This is a genomic window from Klebsiella sp. A-Nf5 (genome assembly GCF_002810545.1).
GTDB classification, from domain to species: domain Bacteria; phylum Pseudomonadota; class Gammaproteobacteria; order Enterobacterales; family Enterobacteriaceae; genus Klebsiella; species Klebsiella variicola.
Genome location: NZ_PIOG01000151.1, coordinates 1 through 20091 on the forward strand (window position 1 = coordinate 1; position 20091 = coordinate 20091).

Annotated in this window: 22 protein-coding genes and 2 pseudogenes; 10 read left to right on the forward strand and 14 right to left on the reverse strand. The window is 56.3% G+C overall.

All coding sequences use genetic code 11. The features are described from left to right. A pseudogene (gene aroG, locus CWM53_RS15605) lies at positions 1 to 557 on the forward strand (3-deoxy-7-phosphoheptulonate synthase AroG); the annotation flags it as partial. Between the two features lie 73 nt (positions 558 to 630). Here the strand turns inward: aroG and gpmA are convergent. The 7 genes from gpmA to modE all read right to left on the reverse strand — a co-directional run bounded on the left by gpmA (position 631) and on the right by modE (position 8472). Further along, a complete protein-coding gene (gpmA, locus tag CWM53_RS15610) occupies positions 631 to 1383 on the reverse strand; it encodes a 2,3-diphosphoglycerate-dependent phosphoglycerate mutase (RefSeq protein ID WP_002895089.1) in 753 nt (250 codons plus the stop codon). A 290-nt stretch (positions 1384 to 1673) separates the two neighbouring features. Continuing rightward, positions 1674 to 2717, reverse strand: a complete 1044-nt coding sequence (gene galM, locus CWM53_RS15615) for a galactose-1-epimerase (protein ID WP_100631700.1) — start codon at positions 2715 to 2717, stop codon at positions 1674 to 1676. Then, complete coding sequence (galK, locus tag CWM53_RS15620; protein WP_061155300.1) at positions 2711 to 3859, reverse strand: galactokinase; 1149 nt, start codon at positions 3857 to 3859, stop codon at positions 2711 to 2713. The genes galM and galK overlap by 7 nt, the downstream gene beginning before the upstream one ends. A 2-nt stretch (positions 3860 to 3861) precedes the next feature. Then, entirely contained in the window at positions 3862 to 4908 is a 1047-nt protein-coding gene (gene galT / locus CWM53_RS15625) for a galactose-1-phosphate uridylyltransferase (RefSeq protein WP_074386506.1), read from the reverse strand. Positions 4909 to 4917: 9 nt separating this feature from the next. Continuing rightward, positions 4918 to 5934 (reverse strand): UDP-glucose 4-epimerase GalE, encoded by a 1017-nt coding sequence (gene galE / locus CWM53_RS15630; protein WP_022065235.1) that lies wholly within the window; start codon positions 5932 to 5934, stop codon positions 4918 to 4920. Positions 5935 to 6143: 209 nt separating this feature from the next. After that, complete coding sequence (modF, locus tag CWM53_RS31690; protein ID WP_100631697.1) at positions 6144 to 7616, reverse strand: molybdate ABC transporter ATP-binding protein ModF; 1473 nt, start codon at positions 7614 to 7616, stop codon at positions 6144 to 6146. 67 nt (positions 7617 to 7683) lie between these two features. Then, a complete protein-coding gene (gene modE / locus CWM53_RS15640; protein ID WP_100631696.1) occupies positions 7684 to 8472 on the reverse strand; it encodes a molybdenum-dependent transcriptional regulator in 789 nt (262 codons plus the stop codon). A 153-nt stretch (positions 8473 to 8625) separates the two neighbouring features. Here modE and CWM53_RS15645 point away from each other — a divergent pair, with 153 nt between their 5' ends. From CWM53_RS15645 to modC, 4 genes are all read left to right on the forward strand, one after another. Continuing rightward, a complete protein-coding gene (locus CWM53_RS15645; RefSeq protein ID WP_002895156.1) occupies positions 8626 to 8775 on the forward strand; it encodes an AcrZ family multidrug efflux pump-associated protein in 150 nt (49 codons plus the stop codon). Between the two features lie 142 nt (positions 8776 to 8917). After that, complete coding sequence (modA, locus tag CWM53_RS15650; RefSeq protein ID WP_012542417.1) at positions 8918 to 9691, forward strand: molybdate ABC transporter substrate-binding protein; 774 nt, start codon at positions 8918 to 8920, stop codon at positions 9689 to 9691. Further along, entirely contained in the window at positions 9691 to 10380 is a 690-nt protein-coding gene (modB, locus tag CWM53_RS15655) for a molybdate ABC transporter permease subunit (RefSeq protein ID WP_002895159.1), read from the forward strand. The genes modA and modB overlap by 1 nt, the downstream gene beginning before the upstream one ends. Positions 10381 to 10382: 2 nt before the next feature. Next, the gene (gene modC, locus CWM53_RS15660; protein WP_061156397.1) at positions 10383 to 11441 is read left to right on the forward strand and encodes a molybdenum ABC transporter ATP-binding protein ModC; all 1059 of its coding nucleotides are present in this window, start codon (positions 10383 to 10385) and stop codon (positions 11439 to 11441) included. Here modC and CWM53_RS15665 read toward each other — a convergent pair whose 3' ends face one another. Continuing rightward, positions 11442 to 12260 carry a pyridoxal phosphatase gene (locus CWM53_RS15665; protein ID WP_100750811.1) on the reverse strand — a complete coding sequence of 273 codons (819 nt, stop codon included), beginning with the start codon at positions 12258 to 12260 and terminating at the stop codon, positions 11442 to 11444. It abuts the gene before it with no gap. A 228-nt stretch (positions 12261 to 12488) separates the two neighbouring features. On the opposite strand from CWM53_RS15665, the gene pgl reads away from it, so the two are divergent. Next, positions 12489 to 13484 carry a 6-phosphogluconolactonase gene (pgl, locus tag CWM53_RS15670; RefSeq protein WP_074386502.1) on the forward strand — a complete coding sequence of 332 codons (996 nt, stop codon included), beginning with the start codon at positions 12489 to 12491 and terminating at the stop codon, positions 13482 to 13484. A gap of 111 nt (positions 13485 to 13595) precedes the next feature. Here the strand turns inward: pgl and CWM53_RS15675 are convergent, their stop codons facing one another. The 3 genes from CWM53_RS15675 to ycgZ form a co-directional block, all read right to left on the reverse strand. Further along, positions 13596 to 13862, reverse strand: a complete 267-nt coding sequence (locus CWM53_RS15675; RefSeq protein WP_004886050.1) for a biofilm development regulator YmgB/AriR family protein — start codon at positions 13860 to 13862, stop codon at positions 13596 to 13598. 51 nt (positions 13863 to 13913) lie between these two features. After that, complete coding sequence (locus CWM53_RS31695; protein ID WP_100729817.1) at positions 13914 to 14219, reverse strand: hypothetical protein; 306 nt, start codon at positions 14217 to 14219, stop codon at positions 13914 to 13916. A gap of 125 nt (positions 14220 to 14344) precedes the next feature. After that, on the reverse strand, positions 14345 to 14590 hold the full coding sequence (gene ycgZ / locus CWM53_RS15685; protein WP_012542413.1) for a regulatory protein YcgZ: 246 nt from the start codon (positions 14588 to 14590) through the stop codon (positions 14345 to 14347). 328 nt (positions 14591 to 14918) lie between these two features. On the opposite strand from ycgZ, the gene CWM53_RS15690 reads away from it, so the two are divergent. Together CWM53_RS15690 and CWM53_RS15695 are read left to right on the forward strand one after the other, a co-directional pair. Further along, complete coding sequence (locus CWM53_RS15690; RefSeq protein ID WP_061155292.1) at positions 14919 to 16130, forward strand: diguanylate phosphodiesterase; 1212 nt, start codon at positions 14919 to 14921, stop codon at positions 16128 to 16130. A 154-nt stretch (positions 16131 to 16284) separates the two neighbouring features. Continuing rightward, positions 16285 to 17019 (forward strand): MerR family transcriptional regulator, encoded by a 735-nt coding sequence (locus CWM53_RS15695; RefSeq protein ID WP_061155291.1) that lies wholly within the window; start codon positions 16285 to 16287, stop codon positions 17017 to 17019. 37 nt (positions 17020 to 17056) lie between these two features. Here CWM53_RS15695 and CWM53_RS15700 read toward each other — a convergent pair whose 3' ends face one another. Together CWM53_RS15700 and CWM53_RS15705 are read right to left on the reverse strand one after the other, a co-directional pair. Beyond that, positions 17057 to 17611, reverse strand: coding sequence for a helix-turn-helix transcriptional regulator (locus tag CWM53_RS15700; RefSeq protein ID WP_074386501.1), 555 nt, complete (start codon positions 17609 to 17611; stop codon positions 17057 to 17059). A gap of 82 nt (positions 17612 to 17693) precedes the next feature. Then, positions 17694 to 17906: a biofilm development regulator YmgB/AriR family protein gene (locus CWM53_RS15705; RefSeq protein ID WP_061155289.1), complete on the reverse strand. Its 213-nt coding sequence runs from the start codon at positions 17904 to 17906 to the stop codon at positions 17694 to 17696. A gap of 401 nt (positions 17907 to 18307) precedes the next feature. Between CWM53_RS15705 and CWM53_RS31120 the strand changes: the two are divergent. Continuing rightward, positions 18308 to 18435: pseudogene (locus CWM53_RS31120) on the forward strand (hypothetical protein); the annotation flags it as partial. A gap of 206 nt (positions 18436 to 18641) precedes the next feature. Then, a complete protein-coding gene (locus tag CWM53_RS15710) occupies positions 18642 to 19148 on the forward strand; it encodes a hypothetical protein (protein WP_061155288.1) in 507 nt (168 codons plus the stop codon). A 16-nt stretch (positions 19149 to 19164) separates the two neighbouring features. On the opposite strand, the gene CWM53_RS15715 is transcribed toward CWM53_RS15710, so the two are convergent. Continuing rightward, positions 19165 to 20088 carry an acyltransferase gene (locus tag CWM53_RS15715; RefSeq protein ID WP_165785089.1) on the reverse strand — a complete coding sequence of 308 codons (924 nt, stop codon included), beginning with the start codon at positions 20086 to 20088 and terminating at the stop codon, positions 19165 to 19167. Positions 20089 to 20091: the final 3 nt, after the last annotated feature.

Genomic DNA, 20091 nt, shown 5'->3' on the forward strand with positions numbered 1-20091 from the left:
CCACCGAATCCCAGGTTCACCGTGAGCTCGCCTCCGGACTCTCCTGCCCGGTGGGCTTTAAGAATGGTACCGATGGCACCATCAAGGTGGCTATCGACGCGATTAACGCCGCTGGCGCACCGCACTGTTTCCTGTCGGTCACTAAGTGGGGCCACTCCGCTATCGTCAATACCAGCGGTAACGGCGACTGCCATATTATTCTGCGCGGCGGCAAAGAGCCGAACTACAGCGCGAAGCACGTGGCGGATGTGAAGATCGGCCTGGCGAAAGCGGGCCTGCCGGCCCAGGTGATGATCGACTTCAGCCATGCCAACTCCAGCAAGCAGTTCAAAAAGCAGATGGAAGTGGGCGCCGACGTATGCCAGCAGGTTGCCGGCGGTGAGCGGGCGATCATGGGCGTGATGATTGAAAGCCATCTGGTGGAAGGCAACCAGAGCCTCGAGAGCGGTGAACCGCTGACCTACGGCAAGAGCGTCACCGACGCCTGCATCGGCTGGGAGGATACCGAAACGATCTTGCGTCAGCTGGCGGAAGCGGTGAAAACCCGCCGCGGCTAAGCGAATCTGCGCTGGCACAGGCAATAAAAAAAGCGTGGAGATTTCCACGCTTTTTTGTTCTCACCGGGAGGAATTACTTCGCTTTACCCTGGTTGGCGACGGCAGCCGCTTTCGCCGCAATCTCTTCCGCATTGCCCAGATAGTAATGTTTGATCGGCTTGAAGTTTTCATCGAACTCATACACCAGCGGTACGCCGGTCGGGATGTTCAGTTCGAGGATCTCGTCTTCGCCCATGTTGTCGAGGTATTTCACCAGCGCGCGCAGGGAGTTACCGTGAGCGGCGATGATCACGCGCTCACCGCTTTTCAGGCGCGGCAGAATGGTTTCGTTCCAGTAAGGCACGACGCGGTCGATGGTCAGCGCCAGGCTTTCAGTGGTCGGCAGTTCTGCGTCGGTCAGTTTTGCATAGCGCGGATCGTGGCCCGGGTAGCGCTCGTCGTCTTTGGTCAGCTCCGGCGGAGTGACAGCGAAGCCGCGACGCCACTGTTTAACCTGCTCGTCACCGTATTTCTCAGCGGTTTCCGCTTTGTTCAGGCCCTGCAGCGCGCCGTAATGACGCTCGTTCAGCTTCCAGGATTTCTCAACCGGCAGCCAGGCCTGATCCAGTTCGTCCAGCACGTTCCACAGGGTGTGGATGGCACGTTTCAGCACGGAGGTATAAGCAAAATCAAAGCTGAAGCCTTCAGCCTTCAGCAGTTTACCTGCCGCTTTCGCTTCGCTAACGCCTTTCTCGGACAGATCAACGTCGTACCAACCGGTGAAGCGGTTTTCGTTGTTCCACTGGCTTTCGCCATGACGAACCAGTACCAGCTTAGTTACAGCCATTCTCTTACTCCTCTCTACACGCCATCCCTCGCGCCGCGAACGGTGCGCTGAATATGTTGGTGTATGTGTTATTGATTGATAACTATTCTCATTATATTGCCGTGATTTGGCTCACGGCAATGCTTATCCCTAACCATAGCGAAAATAGTGGCTCAGTGTAAGGTGCTTGTAAAACACAGGTTATTTTTTTGTCCTTTGGTGACGGAAAATAGAGCAGGTTGCTGAAAAAAGAGGCGGCAGAGAGGAGGGCGGGGACGAAAAGCAGCGCCCCCGGCGGGGGGCGCAAGCGGTTATCGGGCGATAAACTGATATTCCGTCAGGCTGACGTACTCCTGGCCCGGACGTAACACACAGTCCGGCTGCGGCCATTCCGGATGATTCGGTGAATCCGGCAGGAATTCGCTCTCCAGCGCCAGCCCCTGCCAGTCGGCGTAGGGCTCCGTCGTCTGCGACGGGGTGCCGCCGAGATAGTTGCCGGAGTAAAACTGCAGCGCCGGAGCGGAGGTATAGACCGTCATCTGCAGCTTGCCGTCCTGCGACCAGACCTGCGCCGCAGGCTGGCTGGCGTCGCCTTTGGCATCCAGCAGGAAGGCATGATCGTATCCCTTCACCTTTTGCTGATCGGCGTCGGCGAGGAAGTCGGCGGCGATGGTTTTCGGCTGGCGGAAATCAAAGCTGGTGTTAGCAACATCGTTGAGTTCACCGCCCGGGATACCGTCGCTTTCCACCGGCAGATACCTCTGGGCGAGGATCTGCAGCTGGTGCTGGCGCACGTCGCGCTGGTCACCGTCGAGGTTGAAATAGACGTGATTGGTCATGTTCACCGGGCAGGGTTGGTCCACGGTGGCGCGATAGGTAATCGCGATGCGGTTATCGTCGGTCAGACGATAGTGCGCGGTGGCCTGCAGAGTGCCGGGGAAGCCTTGATCGCCATCGGGCGAGGTCAGGGCGAACAGCACTTCCTGCTCGTCGGCGCGGACAATGCGCCAGCGGCGCTTATCAAACCCTTCCGGGCCGCCGTGGAGCTGGTGGCCCGCGTCGTTTGACGGCGTGACGTTGACGAGCTGGCCGTCAAGCGGGAAGCGGCTATTGCCGATACGGTTGGCGTAGCGGCCTACCGAGGCGCCAAGAAACGCGGCCTGGCGGGCATAGTCCTCCAGCTTCGCACAGCCCAGCAGCGGATGACGCAGGCTGCCATCAGCCAGCGGCACCTCGGCGCTGAGCAGCGTCGCGCCCCAATCCGCCACGGTAACGGTCATCCCCGCCTTATTGCGCAGGGTCACCTGCTGCCAGGGCTGGCCGTCCGGCGCCAGCGCGGTGGTTTGCGTTACCATTGGCCTGCCCCCTGTGACGGTTTGCAGACATAGAATGTCTCTTTAATACCGGTTTTCGCTTCATACGTTTTAGCAACGGCCTGCTGAACGGTATCGACCAGATCTTCCGGGACCAGCGCTACCACGCAGCCGCCAAAGCCGCCGCCGGTCATGCGTACGCCGCCTTTATCACCGATCGCGGCCTTAACGATCTCCACCAGAGTGTCGATCTGCGGGACGGTGATCTCGAAATCATCGCGCATCGAGGCGTGGGATTCGGCCATCAGCTCACCCATCCGCTTCAGGTCGCCTTTTTCAAGGGCGCTGGCGGCTTCCACGGTGCGGGCATTCTCCGTCAGCACATGGCGTACGCGCTTCGCGACGACCGGATCCAGCTCATGGGCGACGGCGTTAAATTGCTCAAGAGTGACATCACGCAGGGCGGGCTGCTGGAAGAAGCGCGCCCCGGTCTCGCACTGTTCGCGACGGGTGTTGTACTCGCTGCCGACAAGGGTGCGCTTAAAGTTGCTGTTGATGATCACCACCGCCACGCCTTTCGGCATCGAGACGGCTTTGGTGCCCAGCGAACGGCAGTCGATCAGCAGCGCATGGTCTTTTTTGCCCAGCGCCGAAATCAGCTGATCCATGATCCCGCAGTTGCAGCCGACGAACTGGTTTTCCGCCTCCTGGCCGTTCAGCGCGATTTGCGCGCCGTCTAGCGGCAGATGATAGAGCTGCTGGAACACGGTGCCGACGGCGACTTCCAGCGAGGCTGAGGAGCTTAACCCCGCACCCTGAGGCACATTGCCGCTGATCACCAGATCCGCGCCGCCAAAGTGGCTGTTCCGCTGCTGCAGATGCTTCACCACGCCGCGGACATAGTTCGACCACTGCTGGGTATCGTGGCTGATAATCGGCGCGTCGAGAGAGAATTCATCGGTCTGATTGTCGTAATCGGCGGCAATCACCCGCACGGTACGATCGTCGCGCGGTGCGCAGCTGATCACCGTCTGGTAGTCGATGGCGCAGGGCAGCACAAAACCGTCGTTGTAATCGGTATGCTCGCCGATCAGGTTGACGCGACCTGGCGCCTGAATGACATGGCTGGCCGGGTAGCCGAAGGCGTCAGCAAACAGGGTTTGGGTTTTCTCTTTCAGACTCATCATTACACTCCGGATTCACGAAAATGGACGTCGCTGACGGCGCGCAGTCGTTCGGCAGCTTGCTCGGCGGTCAGATCGCGCTGCGTTTCGGCCAGCATTTCATAACCAACCATAAACTTGCGGACCGTCGCGGAGCGCAGCAGCGGCGGATAAAAGTGGGCGTGAAGCTGCCAGTGGTTATGGTCTTCGTCGTTAAACGGCGCGCCGTGCCAGCCCATGGAGTAGGGGAATGAGCACTGGAACAGGTTGTCGTAACGGCTGGTCAGCTTTTTCAACGCCAGCGCCAGATCGCTGCGCTGGGCGTCGGTGAGATCGGTAATACGCTGCACGTGCGCTTTCGGCAACAGCAGCGTTTCGAACGGCCAGGCGGCCCAGTAGGGCACGACCGCCAGCCAGTGCTCGGTGTCCACCACCGTGCGGCTGCCGTCGGCCAGTTCGCGCTGAACATAGTCCAGCAGCATCGGCTGACCCTGTCCGGCGTAATACTCTTTCTGCAGACGGTCTTCCCGTTCCGCTTCATTCGGCAGGAAGCTGTTGGCCCATACCTGACCATGCGGGTGAGGGTTGGAGCAGCCCATCGCTGCCCCTTTGTTTTCAAAGACCTGGACCCACGGGTAGCGTTTCCCGAGGTCCGCGGTCTGTTCCTGCCACGTTTTAACCACGCCTTCCAGCGCTTCAGGGCTCAGTTCCGGCAGCGTTTTGCTGTGGTCTGGCGAGAAGCAGATCACCCGACTGGTGCCGCGCGCGCTCTGACAGCGCATCAGCGGATCGTCACTCTCCGGTGCGTCCGGGGTGTCGGTCATCAGGGCCGCAAAGTCGTTGGTAAACACATAGGTACCGGTGTAATTCGGGTTGGTGTCGCCGGTGACCCGGGTATTACCCGGGCACAGGAAACAGTCCGGATCGTGGGCTGGCAAGGTCTGTTTTGCCGGCGTTTCCTGCGCCCCCTGCCAGGGGCGCTTGGCGCGATGCGGAGAAACCAGAATCCACTGCCCGGTTAACGGGTTATAACGACGATGTGGATGGTCAACGGGGTTAAATACGCTCATGAAGGTTCCTTAGTCTGGATAACCCTGCGGATGACGGGACTGCCAGTGCCAGGTGTCCTGCGCCATTTCGTCCAGGTTGCGCGTCACGCGCCAGTTCAGCTCGCGGTCGGCCTTGGCAGCATCCGCCCAGTAGGCCGGGAGGTCGCCATCGCGGCGCGGCGCGAAATGGTAGTTAATGGGTTTGCCGCAGGCCTTGCTGAAAGCATTGACCACGTCGAGCACGCTGCTGCCGACGCCGGCGCCAAGGTTGTAGATATGCACCCCGGCTTTGTCAGCCAGTTTTTCCATGGCCGCGACGTGGCCATCGGCGAGGTCCATCACGTGGATATAATCGCGTACGCCGGTGCCATCTTCGGTCGGGTAGTCGTTACCAAACACGGCCAGCGAGTCGCGACGGCCGACGGCGACCTGGGCGATGTAGGGCATCAGGTTGTTAGGGATCCCCTGCGGGTCTTCCCCCATGTCGCCCGACGGGTGGGCGCCGACCGGGTTGAAGTAGCGCAGCAGGGCAATGCTCCACTCCGGCTGGGCTTTCTGCAGGTCGGTCAGGATCTGCTCCACCATCAGTTTGCTTTTGCCATAAGGGCTTTGCGGGGTGCCGGTCGGGAAGCTTTCGACATACGGGATTTTCGGCTGATCGCCGTAGACAGTGGCGGAGGAGCTAAAGATGAAGTTCTTCACGCCCGCGGCGCGCATGGCAGAAACTAATTTCAGTGTGCCGGTGACGTTATTGTCGTAATATTCCAGCGGCTTGGCGACGGACTCCCCGACGGCTTTCAGCCCGGCGAAGTGGATCACCGCCTCAATGGCGTGATCGTGGAGGATCTCCGTCATCAGCGCTTCGTTACGAATATCGCCTTCAATAAAGGTGGCTTCTTTGCCGCCGAGACGTTCAATCACCGGCAGTACGCTGCGCTTGCTGTTGCAGAGATTGTCGAGGATCACCACCTCATGCCCCTGCAGCAGCAGTTGAACGCAGGTATGACTTCCAATGTAACCGCTACCACCTGTAACCAGAACTTTCATGATTCGCTCCATTCGGCTTATCGTGTATGAGGAAGATAGCATATCAAAGAAGTGAAAAGTGTGACACAGGGCAAGTTAGTGGAATCGTTTACACTTGATGGTGAAACGACATAAATTAAAATTTTTTATTTTTAATACAGTAGATTAGGTGGTTTTGCCGCTATTTTTCTGAAAAATACCAGGGATCTTTCGACCCCCGGCAGGGGGCATCAGGCCACAGGACCGAGCTGATAAGTGTAACCGTCTCCACTGGGAGCGAACGCCAGGCGATGGGTAATACAGTCCGGGGCATCTTCCGCATGGTGCGAGACAAACAGCAGCTGTGTGGCCCCTTCGCCAATTAACACGTCGACAAAGCGGCGCACCAGCTGGCGATTCAGGGGGTCCAGTCCCTGCAGCGGTTCATCGAGGATCAGCAGGGTTGGATGCTTCACCAGCGCGCGAACGATAAGTGCCAGCCGCTGCTGGCCCCACGACAGGCTATGAAAAGGCGCGTCGGCGGTGCGTTTATCAATGCCGAGAATATCCAGCCACTGTTGCACCAGCTTGTGCTGCTTGTCCGAGACCGCCTGATAAATGCCGATAGAGTCAAAATAGCCCGACAGGATGACGTTGCGGACGTTGGTGCTGACCCGGTAGTCCAGATGCAGGCTGCTGCTGACGTAGCCGATATGCTTTTTAATATCCCAGATGGTCTCACCGCTGCCGCGACGGCGGCCAAAGAGCGTCAGATCGTTGCTGTAGCCCTGCGGATGATCGCCGGTGATAAGGCTCAGCAGCGTGGATTTACCGGCGCCGTTGGGGCCGACGATCTGCCAGTGTTCGCCCGGGTTCACGGTCCACGAGAGGTGATTGATGACCGGGCGATCGTTGTAGGAGACCACACCGTCATTGAGCACGATACGCGGCGCCGAGTCTGCCAGCGCATGACGGGCTGGTGGGACATCCGGCTCCGGCAGGGTGATGCCGTCCAGTTTTTCACTGTGCGCCAGCTGGGCGACCAGCGCCTGCTGCAGCAGGGAAGACTTCTCGCCGGTCTCGCTGAGGGTGCAGTCAGCCAGCACGCCGGCGAATTGCACAAACTCCGGGATCTCATCGAAGCGGTTGAGGACCAGCACCAGGGTGATGCCGGCGCGGTGCAGGTCGGCCAGCAGGGCAGCCAGCTGCTGGCGGGAGTTGACGTCGAGGCCGTCGAAAGGTTCGTCGAGGATCAGCAGTTGCGGATCGGTCATCAGGGCCTGACACAGCAGGGTCTTACGCGTTTCCCCGGTCGACAGGTACTTAAACCGGCGGTCCAGCAGGGCGTTGATGCCAAACTGTTCGGCCAGGCGCGCGCAGCGGGCAGGATCTTTCACCTCATCCTGGATAATCTCCGCGGTGGTGCGGCCGGTGTCTTCTTCGCCGGGGCTCAGCAGGTCGGTGTTATTGCGCTGCCACTCGTCGCTGACCAGCTTCTGTAACTGCTCGAAGGAGAGGCGGGTTACGCGGGAGAAGTGGCTTTCGTGCTGGCCGCTGAGCAGGGTCAGGTCGCCAGCCAGGGCCCGCGCGAGGGCGGATTTGCCGCTGCCGTTGCTACCGACGAACGCCCAGCTTTGACCCGCTCTCAGGTTCAACTGGTCTATTTTTAAGGTTTTTGTATCGCTCAGGCGAAACGTGCCTTGCGAAATTTGCAATGATGACATGATGTATCCCATTTTTTGCAGCGATGTGCATCAGGGATACGACTTCGGGCGCGTAATGTCAATGGGGTCAGCATAACGTCGCGAGAATGATGCGATCGGCATTGAAGTAAGCGATCGCCTCCGTCCCTGCCGCCAGGCCAGACGTCTGCGCCTGTGGCAGAGTGGCGCACAGGGTCTGACCGTCGGTCAGCGTCATCAGTACTTCGCACTGCCCGGAACCGCATTCGATATGGCTGATACGTCCCGACAGCTGGTTATCGGCCTGGCGGGCCACGTCGGGGTCGAGGGTGATGCCGACCCAGGGGGCCTTCAGCAGGACCAGCACCTCCTGGCCCTCATCGAGCCCCAGCTTCTCAGCGCTTTGTGCGGTGATGGCGACGGTCAGGCGTGTCTGCCCGTCGGCCAGCAGTACCTCGACGTGCTGCTGCACCTGCTGGCGATCGCGACCGGTAATGGTGCCGAACCACTGGTTGCGGGCGCTGGTCTGCAGGGAAAAGCGTGAGATAGCCGCCAGCAGGCTATCCAGCGGCAGGGCATCGTCATCGCTGAGTACATCAAACGCTTTCTGCTGGATCTGCGCCAGCAGATCGTACAGCTGGATCAGCCGCTGCCCATAGCGGGTCAGCACCGCGCCGCCGCCGCCTTTACCGCCGGTGGCACGATCCACCAGCGGTTGTTCGCTGAGCTGGTTCATCTCGTTAATGGCATCCCACGCGCTTTTGTAGCTGATACCCGCGTGCTTCGCCCCCTGGCTTATCGAACCGGTCTGGTCAATTTGTTTGAGCAGGGCGATCCGCCGGGGATCGGCAAACAGGCGCTGCTGTAGCTTAAGGGTGAGAAGAATTTCGGCCTGCATAATCGTTTCCTGACAAAAAAGGGTATTGTGACCGATAGTCACCCGCTTGCAAAACCTCTGTGCGCGGTTTTGTCATTAGCCACCGCACAAATGGGGCGTGTTTTTTCGGCTGAAACCGTTACAATCAGCAAATCATACTATCTGGAGTGAACCATGTTAGAGCTTTTGAAAAGTCTGGTTTTTGCGGTCATCATGGTACCGGTGGTGATGGCGGTCATCCTGGGATTGATTTACGGTCTTGGCGAAGTGTTCAACCTCTTCTCCGGCGTAGGCCACAAAGATCGCAGCCAGCAAAATCATTGATTTCCCGGCGCCCGGTTTAACCGGGCGCTGTGCTATTTCCCTCCTGTATCATTTCCCTTCGTTTTATTGTCCTGTGTCACTATAAAAATGCTCTGCATATCGTTATATTGTCGAATACATAACGCATTGACAGGAGATTCAGATGGCAGGTTCTTGGTTACGCGGAGTTATCGGGGTATCACTCACGCTGTGCGTCGCGGGTCAGGCGCTGGCGGCAGAGGGGAAAGTGACCGTTTTCGCCGCCGCATCGTTAACCAACGCGATGCAGGATATTGCCCAGGCGTATAAGAAAGAGAAAAACGTCGATGTCGTGTCGTCGTTTGCCTCGTCGTCGACGCTGGCGCGGCAAATTGAAGCGGGCGCACCAGCCGATCTGTTTATCTCCGCCGATCAGAAATGGATGGATTACGCGGCAGACAAAAAGGCCATCGACCCGGCAACCCGCGCCACCCTGCTTGGCAACAGCCTGGTGGTGGTCGCGCCGAAAGCCAGCGCGCAGGGGGCGATAACCATTGATGAGAAAACCGACTGGACCAGCCTGCTGAAAGGAGGCCGTCTGGCGGTGGGCGATCCGCAGCACGTTCCGGCAGGCATCTACGCCAAAGAGGCGCTGCAGAAACTCGGCGCCTGGGAGACCCTGTCGCCGAAACTGGCCCCGGCTGAAGACGTTCGCGGCGCGCTGGCCCTGGTGGAGCGCAACGAAGCGCCGCTGGGGATTGTCTATGGCTCCGATGCCGTGGCCAGCAAGGGAGTGAAAGTGGTCGGCACCTTCCCGGAAGCCTCGCATCAGAAAGTCGAGTACCCGCTGGCGATTGTCGATGGTCACCGCAATGCGGCCGTAAGCGCTTTCTATGACTACCTGAAAGGGCCGGAAGCGTCCGCGATTTTTAAACGTTACGGATTTACCACCCGCTGATGTTTCTGAGCGAACCCGAATGGCAGGCGGTGCTGCTGAGCCTGAAAGTCTCCTCCCTGGCGGTGGCCTTGAGCCTGCCTTTTGGGATCTTTTTTTCCTGGCTGCTGGTTCGGCGCACCTTTCCCGGTAAGGCGCTGCTCGACAGTATTCTCCATCTGCCGCTGGTGCTGCCGCCGGTGGTGGTGGGGTATCTGCTGCTGGTGGCCATGGGGCGGCGCGGGTTTATTGGCAGCTGGCTGTATGACTGGTTCGGTATCAGCTTTGCCTTCAGCTGGCGCGGAGCGGTGCTGGCGGCGGCGGTGATGTCTTTTCCGCTGATGGTGCGCGCCATTCGCCTGGCGCTGGAAGGGGTGGACGTCAAACTGGAGCAAGCGGCGAGAACCCTCGGGGCCAGCCGCTGGCGGGTGTTTTTGACCATTACGCTGCCGCTGACCCTGCCGGGGATTATCGTCGGCACGGTGCTGGCCTTCGCCCGCTCGTTAGGGGAGTTTGGCGCGACCATCACGTTCGTCTCCAATATTCCCGGCGAAACGCGCACCCTGCCTTCGGCGATGTACACCTTGATCCAGACCCCGGGCGGGGAGGGGGCGGCGGCCCGCCTCTGCCTCATCGCCATCGGACTGGCGCTGGTTTCGCTGCTGATTTCGGAATGGCTGGCCCGTGTGAGCCGCCAGCGCATGGGAGGATAATGATGCTGGAGCTGGACTTTACCCAGACCCTCGGCAGTCACTGCCTGCAGATCCGTGAAACCCTGCCCGCCAGCGGGATCACCGCCATCTTTGGCGTCTCCGGCGCTGGCAAAACCTCGTTGATTAATGCCATCAGCGGCCTGACCCGTCCGCAGACGGGGCGCATCGTGCTCAACGGCAGGGTGCTGAACGACACCGCGCAGCGTATCTGCCTGGCGCCGGAGCAGCGCCGTATCGGCTATGTGTTTCAGGACGCGCGCCTGTTTCCCCACTATAAAGTGCGCGGTAACCTGCGCTACGGGATGGCGAAATCCATGGTCAGCCAGTTCGATAAGCTGGTGGAATTGCTGGGGATCGCGCCCTTGCTGGATCGCCTGCCGGGCCGGTTATCCGGCGGCGAAAAGCAGCGAGTGGCTATCGGCCGCGCCCTGCTGACCGCACCGGAGCTACTGCTGCTGGATGAGCCGCTGGCCTCGCTGGATATTCCGCGCAAACGCGAACTGTTGCCCTACCTGCAGCGGCTGGCGCAGGAGATCCATATTCCGATGCTTTACGTCAGCCACTCGCTGGATGAGATCCAGCATCTGGCCGATCGCGTGCTGGTACTGGAGGCCGGTAAGGTGAAGGCTTTTGGTCCACTGGAGGAGGTCTGGAGCAGCAGCGTGATGCACCCCTGGCTGCCGGCGGAACAGCAGAGTACGATCCTCAGCGCCACGGTCGCCGCGCAGCATCCGCAGTACGCGATGACGGCCCTGACGCTGGGCGACCAGCTGCTGTGGGTCAACCGGCTCGAACGTCCCGCAGGAGACACCGCGCGGATCCGCATTCAGGCGTCGGACGTTTCGCTGGTGCTGGCGCAGCCGTCCGGGACCAGCATCCGCAATATCTTACGCGCCGAGGTGGTTCAGTGTCTCGAAGTCAACGGGCAGATTGAGGTCCAGCTTAGGGTGAGCGGCCATCCTCTGTGGGCTCGAATCAGCCCCTGGGCGCGGGATGACCTGGCGATAGCACCAGGTCAGCAGGTGTTTGCTCAAATCAAAAGCGTGTCGATCGCCGCCTGATTACAGCAGCTGGCGGTAGATAAACTCGGCGATGCTGCTGGACTCATTGTCACCGATGACCACCCTGGCACGGGCTTTCACCTCGTCCACCGCATTGCCCATCGCCACCCCGGTGCCCGCCGCTTCCAGCATGCTAAGGTCGTTGTAATTATCGCCGAAGGCCACCACATCCTGCATCGACAGCCCCTGGTCGGCTACCCACTGCGCCAGGCGTTTGCCTTTGCTGTTGCCGGCGCGCGCAATATCCACCTGATCGTGCCACGACCATTCGCACTCCAGGCCCAGCGTCTCGCCAACCTGGCGGGCAAAGCGCTGCAGACGGGGAATGTCTTCATCGGTGAGGGCGAATTTCCATACCGCGTTGACCTCGCGGACCGCCTGCGCCAGCGAGTCGACCTGGCGGAAGACCGGGCGCTGATCCTCCGGTAGCGCCTGCGCCCAGTTGCGGGTGCGGATCACATGCCCGGTGGGCTGTTCATAAAGCATCGCATCATCCACATACGCCAGGCCATGGATCTGCTGTTCGGCGAGCATGGCCGTCAGGCTGACCGCTTGCGCTACCGGCATAGGATCGGCTGCCAAAACCTCTTTTGCGTGATAATCATACAAATAAGTGCCATTACAACAAATTGCAGGTGTATCGAGAGCCAGTGCCTGATAAAAAGGATGAATAGCGACGTGATGACGTCCGGTAACGACGATAACCTGGTAGCCCGCCTCTCTGGCGCGGGCCAGCGCCTCCAGCGAAGCGGGCAGGATGGTTTTTTTGCTGGTGAGCAGGGTGCCGTCTAAATCCAGGGCAATCACGCGTGTTGTCATGTGTTATTTCCGGTTGATGTTGAAAAGTGACCTGGCCATGATGGTACACCGCCGTGGCGTCAGGACCAATTTTTCCACATCTGCCGTGAATGCCTGTATGCCCTTTGTGCCGCCGTCCGTCGGAAATTCAGCGGACTTTGCGAGTATCATGGGCGGATGTCTTATAATTTTCAGGGTGCTGTTATCCTGAAAATGAAAATTCCACGTGCAGTGAGGGAAGGAGTAGTCATGAAACAAACCGTTTATACCGCCAGCCCGGAAAGCCAACAAATCCACGTCTGGAGTCTTGAAGCGGACGGCAAACTGACGCTGGTGCAGGTGGTTGATGCCCCGGGGCAGGTACAGCCGATGGTGGTCAGTCCCAACAAGGAGTATCTGTACGTTGGCGTTCGTCCGGAGTTTCGCGTGTTAGCGTATCGCATCACGCCGGATAACGGAGCGTTGACCTTCGCCGGGGAAGCGGCGCTGCCGGGCAGCCCGACCCACATTTCTACCGATCATCATGGCCGCTTTGTCTTCAGCGCCTCCTACAATCAGGGCTGCGTTAGCGTGACCCCGCTGCAGGACGGCCTGCCGGGCGAAACCGTCACCGTGGTGGAAGGGCTGGAAGGTTGCCACTCGGCCAATATCTCCCCGGACAACCGCACCCTGTGGGTGCCGGCGCTGAAGCAGGATCGTATTTGCCTGTTTACCCTCAGCGAGGATGGTTTCCTCTCCGCCCAGGAGCCGGCGGAAGTGACCACCGTCGAGGGCGCCGGTCCGCGCCACATGGTGTTCCATCCGAACCAGCAGTATGGTTATTGCGTCAATGAACTGAACAGCTCCGTTGACGTCTGGGAGCTGAAAGACCCGAATGGCAACATCGAATGTGTACAAACCCTGGATATGATGCCGCAGGATTTCACCGGCGTGCGCTGGGCGGCGGATATTCACATCACCCCTGACGGTCGTCATCTGTACGCCTGCGATCGTACCGCCAGCATCATTACGGTGTTCAGCGTCTCGGAAGATGGCAGCGTGCTGGCAGTGGAAGGCTATCAGCCAACGGAAACCCAGCCACGCGGCTTTAACCTCGATCACAGCGGTAAGTATCTGATTGCCGCAGGGCAGAAGTCGCACCATATCGCAGTGTATGAAATTGAAGGTGAGCAGGGGCTGCTGCAGGAGAAAGGCCGTTATGCGGTCGGTCAGGGCCCGATGTGGGTGGTGGTCAACGCCCACTGAAGCGTCAGGCGGTAAAAGAAAAACCTCGCGTCAGCGAGGTTTTTTGATCAGAGCGGACAGGCTCTTTAGGGAAGGGGGCGCCAGCACTGGCAGGCCTGAAACGCAGAGCGGTTAAATATCGTCCATGGTGTAGCCGACGACAATTTCCAGCGTTTTACGGATCACGTCGGCAGTGACCACGTCATCGGTGCTTTCCAGCGCCTGAATCAGCCATAATATAATGGCTTTATTGTTCAGGTGCCCTTCGGACTGAAGAATACTGTTGATGGCGAGCGACATGACGGCGGACTCATCAACCAGTTTATCACCGGCGTTACGGAAATAATCTGAGAGCGCGGTGTCCTGCAGTCCTGCGTAAATATCGGGTTGCTGATGCATAGTCTGTCTCATCACATTCTCACTCTGTTTTATTCACCATGGTTGGGACAATCAGTGGATTTTTTTAGCTTCCGGCGCCATGCTGCTTTGCGCCAGCGTTCCTCTGCTTTCCCAACGGCCATTGATTTTCTTAACCTGCAAAGGCGCGTGCTTCCGCTGGAGGACGAGCTTCGCGCAAATTTCTTCAATAACGGCAGCGATGATTTTCCTTCGCTGGCGATCTGACTCTGTGGCCTGCATCAACCGAAGCCGAACCAGCAGGGTCGGGGTGGTAATCGGGCGATTTGTTTTCAGAAGCGCGAGCACCGCCTCGCCGATGATCTCATCGGTTATTTCCTCAGTATCACTGCTATTCATAACCGTCTCTCTGCATGCCACACTCTTCCTGAATCTGATAACGGGCATTCAGGTCAGCAGCAGGTTTATGGAAGCGATCGCCCCTCATCTGCTACTGCGGTTGCAACAGGCGACGATCGATGACGTTATTCCTGACCGGCAAACAACAAACCAATTAAGGTTTGATAGTGGCTCTCTTCCTCAGGCGCACGGGCGCTGTCAAGGCGGCTCAACAGTTTGGTGCACAGTGCCTTGCGGTTGAGATGGCGCCCTTCGTTGAGAATATCCATCACGATCTGGCCCAGCGTTTCCTGCTGGGAAGGTAACGATGCTTTGTTGAAATACTGGGCAATTGCGTTCGCTGTATCTGGAATGTAACCATTCTGCTGCATATGTGCTCCTTTCATTTCATTCATCTGTTAACTGCAAATAAACTTATACAATAATTATTAAGTTGTACACATAAAGTTGCGCAATATTGCTGCTATTGTCTCTATTTTATTGATTTTTAATAAATTAATTTTATTGCGTGATTGTTTTTTAACCTGTTTGGGTGGGGTTTTATGTTGTACATTGTACAAGGTGAGAGGGTGGGGGACGCCGGGGTGGGGCGTAATGCGTTTGAGTGTATATTTTTTGTTAAGATAAACCGTAGTTTTGCAAGACGATTAGCCTGATAACTGCTACTGTGAATGCTTATCCCTCCCATCTGGAATCACTATGCTTACCACCATCATTTATCGCAGCCATATTTGCGACAATGTCTCATTCAAATCGATCGAGGCCATGGTTGCCAGGGCAAACGAGAGAAATGGGCAGGCGGATGTCACCGGTATATTACTGTTTAACGGGACGCATTTTTTTCAACTTATTGAAGGACCAGAAGAAAAGGTACGGGATATTTATCAAAAAATTTTCCTCGATCCCCGTCATTATAATCTGGTGGAGTTGTTTTGCGATTATGCACCGTCCCGTCGATTTGGTAAGGTCGGTATGGAACTGTTTGATTTACGGGAACATGATCGCGAGGAAGTACTACAGACAGTGATGGACCGGGGCACGACAAAATATCAGCTCACCTATGATGACCGGGCGCTGCAATTTTTCCGTACTTTTGTCGAATCCACGGAAAAAGCGAACTATTTTGAGATCCCTTCCGCGGACAGTTGGGTATTTATTGCTGATAACGAGACCTTTTTCCCTGACACTCCTATTATCGATAATACGGAAAGCTGGTCTTTTGCCTTTCAGCCGATCGTCGATCCTTTCGCCTGTGAAATTATCTCGTGGGAAGCACTGCTGCGCACACCGGATGGTCAATCTCCTGGCGCCTATTTTGCCGGGCTGGCAGGGGACGATATTTATCTTGCCGACCTGCACAGTAAACGCGTCGCGCTGTCTCTGGCGGGGAAATTAGGTTTACGTAATAAGGCGTTAAGCATTAATTTGCTGCCGATGACGCTGGTGAAAGCGCCTGACGCGGTGGCTTTTCTGCTCGATGAAATTAAGCGCAATGATCTTATTCCGGAACAGATTATTGTGGAGTTTACCGAACGGGAAGTGATCTCACGGATGGACGATTTTACCGATGCGGTGCGTAAGCTGAAGGGCGCGGGGATTAATCTCGCCATCGATCACTTCGGCGCAGGCTTTGCCGGGCTATCGCTGCTGGCGCAATACCAACCTGACCGGATTAAAATCGACCATGAACTGATCCGCAATATTCATCAGGACGGCCCGCGACAGTCAATTGTACAGGCTATTATCAAATGCTGTTTTTCGCTGGAAATTGCGGTATCTGCTGTCGGTATCGAGCGTGCTGAAGAGTGGATGTGGCTGGAATCAGCCGGTATCTCACAGTTTCAGGGAAATTTATTCGCGGGTGCCCGCCTGGGGGGCCTGCCCGCTATCGCCTGGCCGGAGAAAAAATGATTCACCGCGAAATCAGCTAACTTTTTTTCATCTTTTTCCCCGCGCGCTGTGAGCCACAACCTGATATCTTTATCTGTACAAGAAAATAGAGTTGTACAGGATGCCTGAATTCGTTAGTTTAGGTATTAAAGTATCAGGTTGATGTGAGGCTGCTATGGCGTTTTACAGTATCGGTGAAGTCGCCGAACGTTGCGGAATCAATCCGGTTACATTGCGCGCATGGCAGCGGCGTTACGGTCTACTGAAACCGCAGCGCAGCGAAGGCGGGCATCGACAGTTTGATGAAGAAGATATCCTGCGCATAGAAGAGATCAAGCGCTGGATAGAGCGCGGTGTATCCGTCGGGAAAGTCAAAGCGCTGCTGGAGGACAACCTGCCGGCGGCGCGCGACGAATCCGCGCATCTTCAGGAAGAGATGATGTCCATTCTGCGTTATATGCAGCCCGCCAGAATCCGCGCCAAATTAATGGCGTTGAGCCATCAGCACCCCGTCGACACCCTCATCGATAGCCTGTTAGTGCCGGTACGACAGCGGCTGAAGCTCGATCAGAATACCTCGCTGGTGATTAGCAGCATGCTGGACGGCTTGTTAATCGACTGCGTGGCGCTGTTTCTCGCCGAAGCGCGTAAAAAAAATGGCAAAGAGACGCTGCTGGTGGGCTGGAGTAATGAAGACCGGACTCGCCTGTGGCTGGAGGCATGGCGTCTTTCCCAGCGCGGTTGGCATGTCAACGTTCTCGCGGAGCCGCTGGAGTCGCCACGGCCCGAGCTGTTCCCCGGGCAGCATACCTTCGTCTGGACCGGACGCGCCGTCACCCCTCTGCAGCAAGAGCTGCTCAGCCACTGGCAGGAGCAGGGCTTCAGCATTCATTTTCACAGTACGCAATAGCCCCGTCTGCGGGGACAGGCCGGGGCTGTGCGCCTGGCTAGAGGTGAATCTGACTCCAGGATTTAAAGGTTTCGCTACGACTGATATTAAAAAAATCGGTCCTACCGCTACAGCCGAGCTTTTTAATCAGATTCAGCCGGATCTGATAAATGGTTTTGATGTGCAGATTCAGCGAACGACCAATGCTGGCAACCGCTTCGCCATTGCTGATAAGCTGAATAACTTTCTTTTCTCGCTCGGTAAACTGCACCGAGGCGCCCGGCGCCGGGTGGGTTTTGTAATAGCGGGTAGGCTGATGCAGGAATATTTTTAATTCTTCAGGCGTCGAATTTGCCGGTAACCGCAACATAGGCAGTTCACTGAGGAAATTAAGATCGTTGCCCTCAGTTAACAGAATAAATAACGTATCCCGACGATTATAGTTATGCTCAAGCACCGCGAAATAATTATCGCTGGTAAAGAAAACATGTTTTTTACGAAAATAAGATGCCGGTAAAGTATTCAGGATCAGCGACATCCCGTAGAGAAGAAAACGATTATCAAACCACAGATCGTAATGCTCAGAATGATAGCAAGTATTATGGTGTGACATTTTTTGAGCCCCAGTTAGCAGATGAAAACCCAGGCGTGCCGGCACAGCAGGGCTGTCCCTGCTGTCGGCGCGGTGGGATCACTTAATGATGATGTTTGCTGTACAGCATATCCAACGCCTGCAGATAGAGGTCGGAAAGTATTTCATTACTTTCCGTTTGCAGGCGGTGCTGGATTTCCGTAATCATCCGCTCATTATTGATCGTGCTGTGCTGCTTCATGAGCGTGTTTTCAATATTCTTCATCAGGGCTGAATTAAAGACAAACTCTGCTGGAATGGTATTTTTAATATGCATAGCTCGAACTCTCCCACGTATAAAGCAAACTGACCATAAAAGTCGCAGCGTACCGGTGGTACGCGCAAAGTCACTAACAGGAAATGCAAAACCAGGAACCACCACCAGACTCGCCACGCAACCGTTTAGCGTCCCCGCGGTGTTGCGCAACAAGCAGTTAACACTCAAAAACTATAGTCGGTGATTTCAGGATGTACAACTTTTTTCATAACAATATGTACAACGAGACGGTCAGATGATTTTTCATGTGTTTATTTATTGATTTAAAAGATTATTTTTCTGTTTTGATAAGTTGTACACAAAAGTGACTTTGTGCAGAATAGGGGGCGGGCAATCAAAACGGGGATAATGACGCAGACACGATCGAAATACGGGCGCTGTCGGTTTACGTCACTTGAGCAGAAACAGCGCCGACGCAGGAAGGGGTACACAGCAACTCTGTCGTCGACAGGTGGCTAACTTCCGCGTCGGACCCTGAGCATAGCGGAAAACAGGTGAGGTTTTGTCTGTTTTTTGCACAGTAAGGTAAAGAGAGAAATATCAACCACTCCACTATTGTCATGGCCGGTTTGTTGGCGGATTAGGCGTGTGCTACGCTTTTCTATAACCACTTTTTCATTTCGGCACGGTTATCTTTCCCCCATTTTCCTGTCGGGTGTCGCACCAGCATAACGACCGGTAAATACGGCATAAGCATTCTGTCCATGGACAGGCATAGAGGATTGAGGAGGGATGATGCGCGGTAAAAGCGTGATGCTGCTGGCCGGGTTAGCCACCTTCGCGCAGGCGAAGGAAATTAATCTCTATTCGGTGAATACTGGTTCCTATGTTTACCATCTGACCAATAACCACGGACAATATACTGAGAATTTTGAAAACCACTTTTTCTCGGTGGAGCGGAAATTCTCAGAAGACTCGAAATACAGTCTGCTGATTGGCACCATGAACAACAGTTTCGACGATCGCTGCCTGGCGCTGGGGGTGAGAAGAGACTGGTACCACAACGGCAGTGGATGGACCTTTAAAGGGGTCTACGGTTACACCGGTGAATTCTTCTTCGATGCCTTTGAGCATTGTGGGGACCACGGCTCCTACAAAGATTTTAAGGACGCCACCGGGATCGGCTTTTCCCCCTATATCTACCATGCCATTCAGTACAACTTTACCGACTATTTCGCCCTTGAGAGCGGCATTATTATTCCCAGCGTGTTTGTGATCAGCATCCAGTGGAGCTTCCGCTAAATCGCCGCGTCGTTTGTCACAGGGTTATCACTTTCTTGAGCAGCGTACTGGAGAGGACGGCGAGGGAAATGAGCACCGACAGGACAAACGTCAGCGCAATCACGCCCAGCTTGGTGGCTAACGAGTGAATAGGGATCAGCATCACCAGCAGGTGAAAAACGGAGTAATGCAGAATATAGACCCCGGTCATCGCTTTACTGACCGTCGCCAGCAGCGTCTCCTTCAGTTCGCGGTTCTTTTTAAACTGCACGGCGTTAGCGGCAATCACCAGCAGGACGATCAGAATATAAATTTGCGACCCCGTCAGAATGAACGCATTACGGTCGGCTTTAAACAGCGCGAAGAAAAAATGGCGTTCATAAAACCAGGTGAATAAATAGACAAAGGGCAGGGCGATAATTGAGGCTTTAATTACCCGCGGGTCGCGTATCCACTCCGTGACCCGCGGATCGTTAAACAACTGCCCGGTTAAATAAAAGAGTAGCCATGTCCACAGACGATACTGCGGCGGCAGGCTGAAGAGATGTTTGTCCGGGTATATCACCGAGAGCAGGTCGTAACCATAGGAGCAGCACAGCAGCGTCAGGACCACGCTGAAAAACAGGCCGCGCCGCTGGCTGAGCCAGGCGATCAAGGGATGGAAAGTGTAGATCACGATCAGGGCGAAAATAAACCAGGGCTGGATCAGGTAGCCGCGCTGATAAGGCTCCCAGACATAATAGACCGTTACCCAGAACAGAAAGACGATGACCACGCTTTTAATTTTACCAATCTGCCAGTTGGCATCGTGGCGCGTCTGCGCATCAAGATAACCGGCCACCACAAAAAACAACGGCGTCGCGATGGTCGAGATAAAGGTCAGCAGCCCGAGGATCCAGTGATAGTCATAATCATAGTGATCCCAGGTGTTATAGATAGTGAAAAAGGTCACCGCTGTCATACA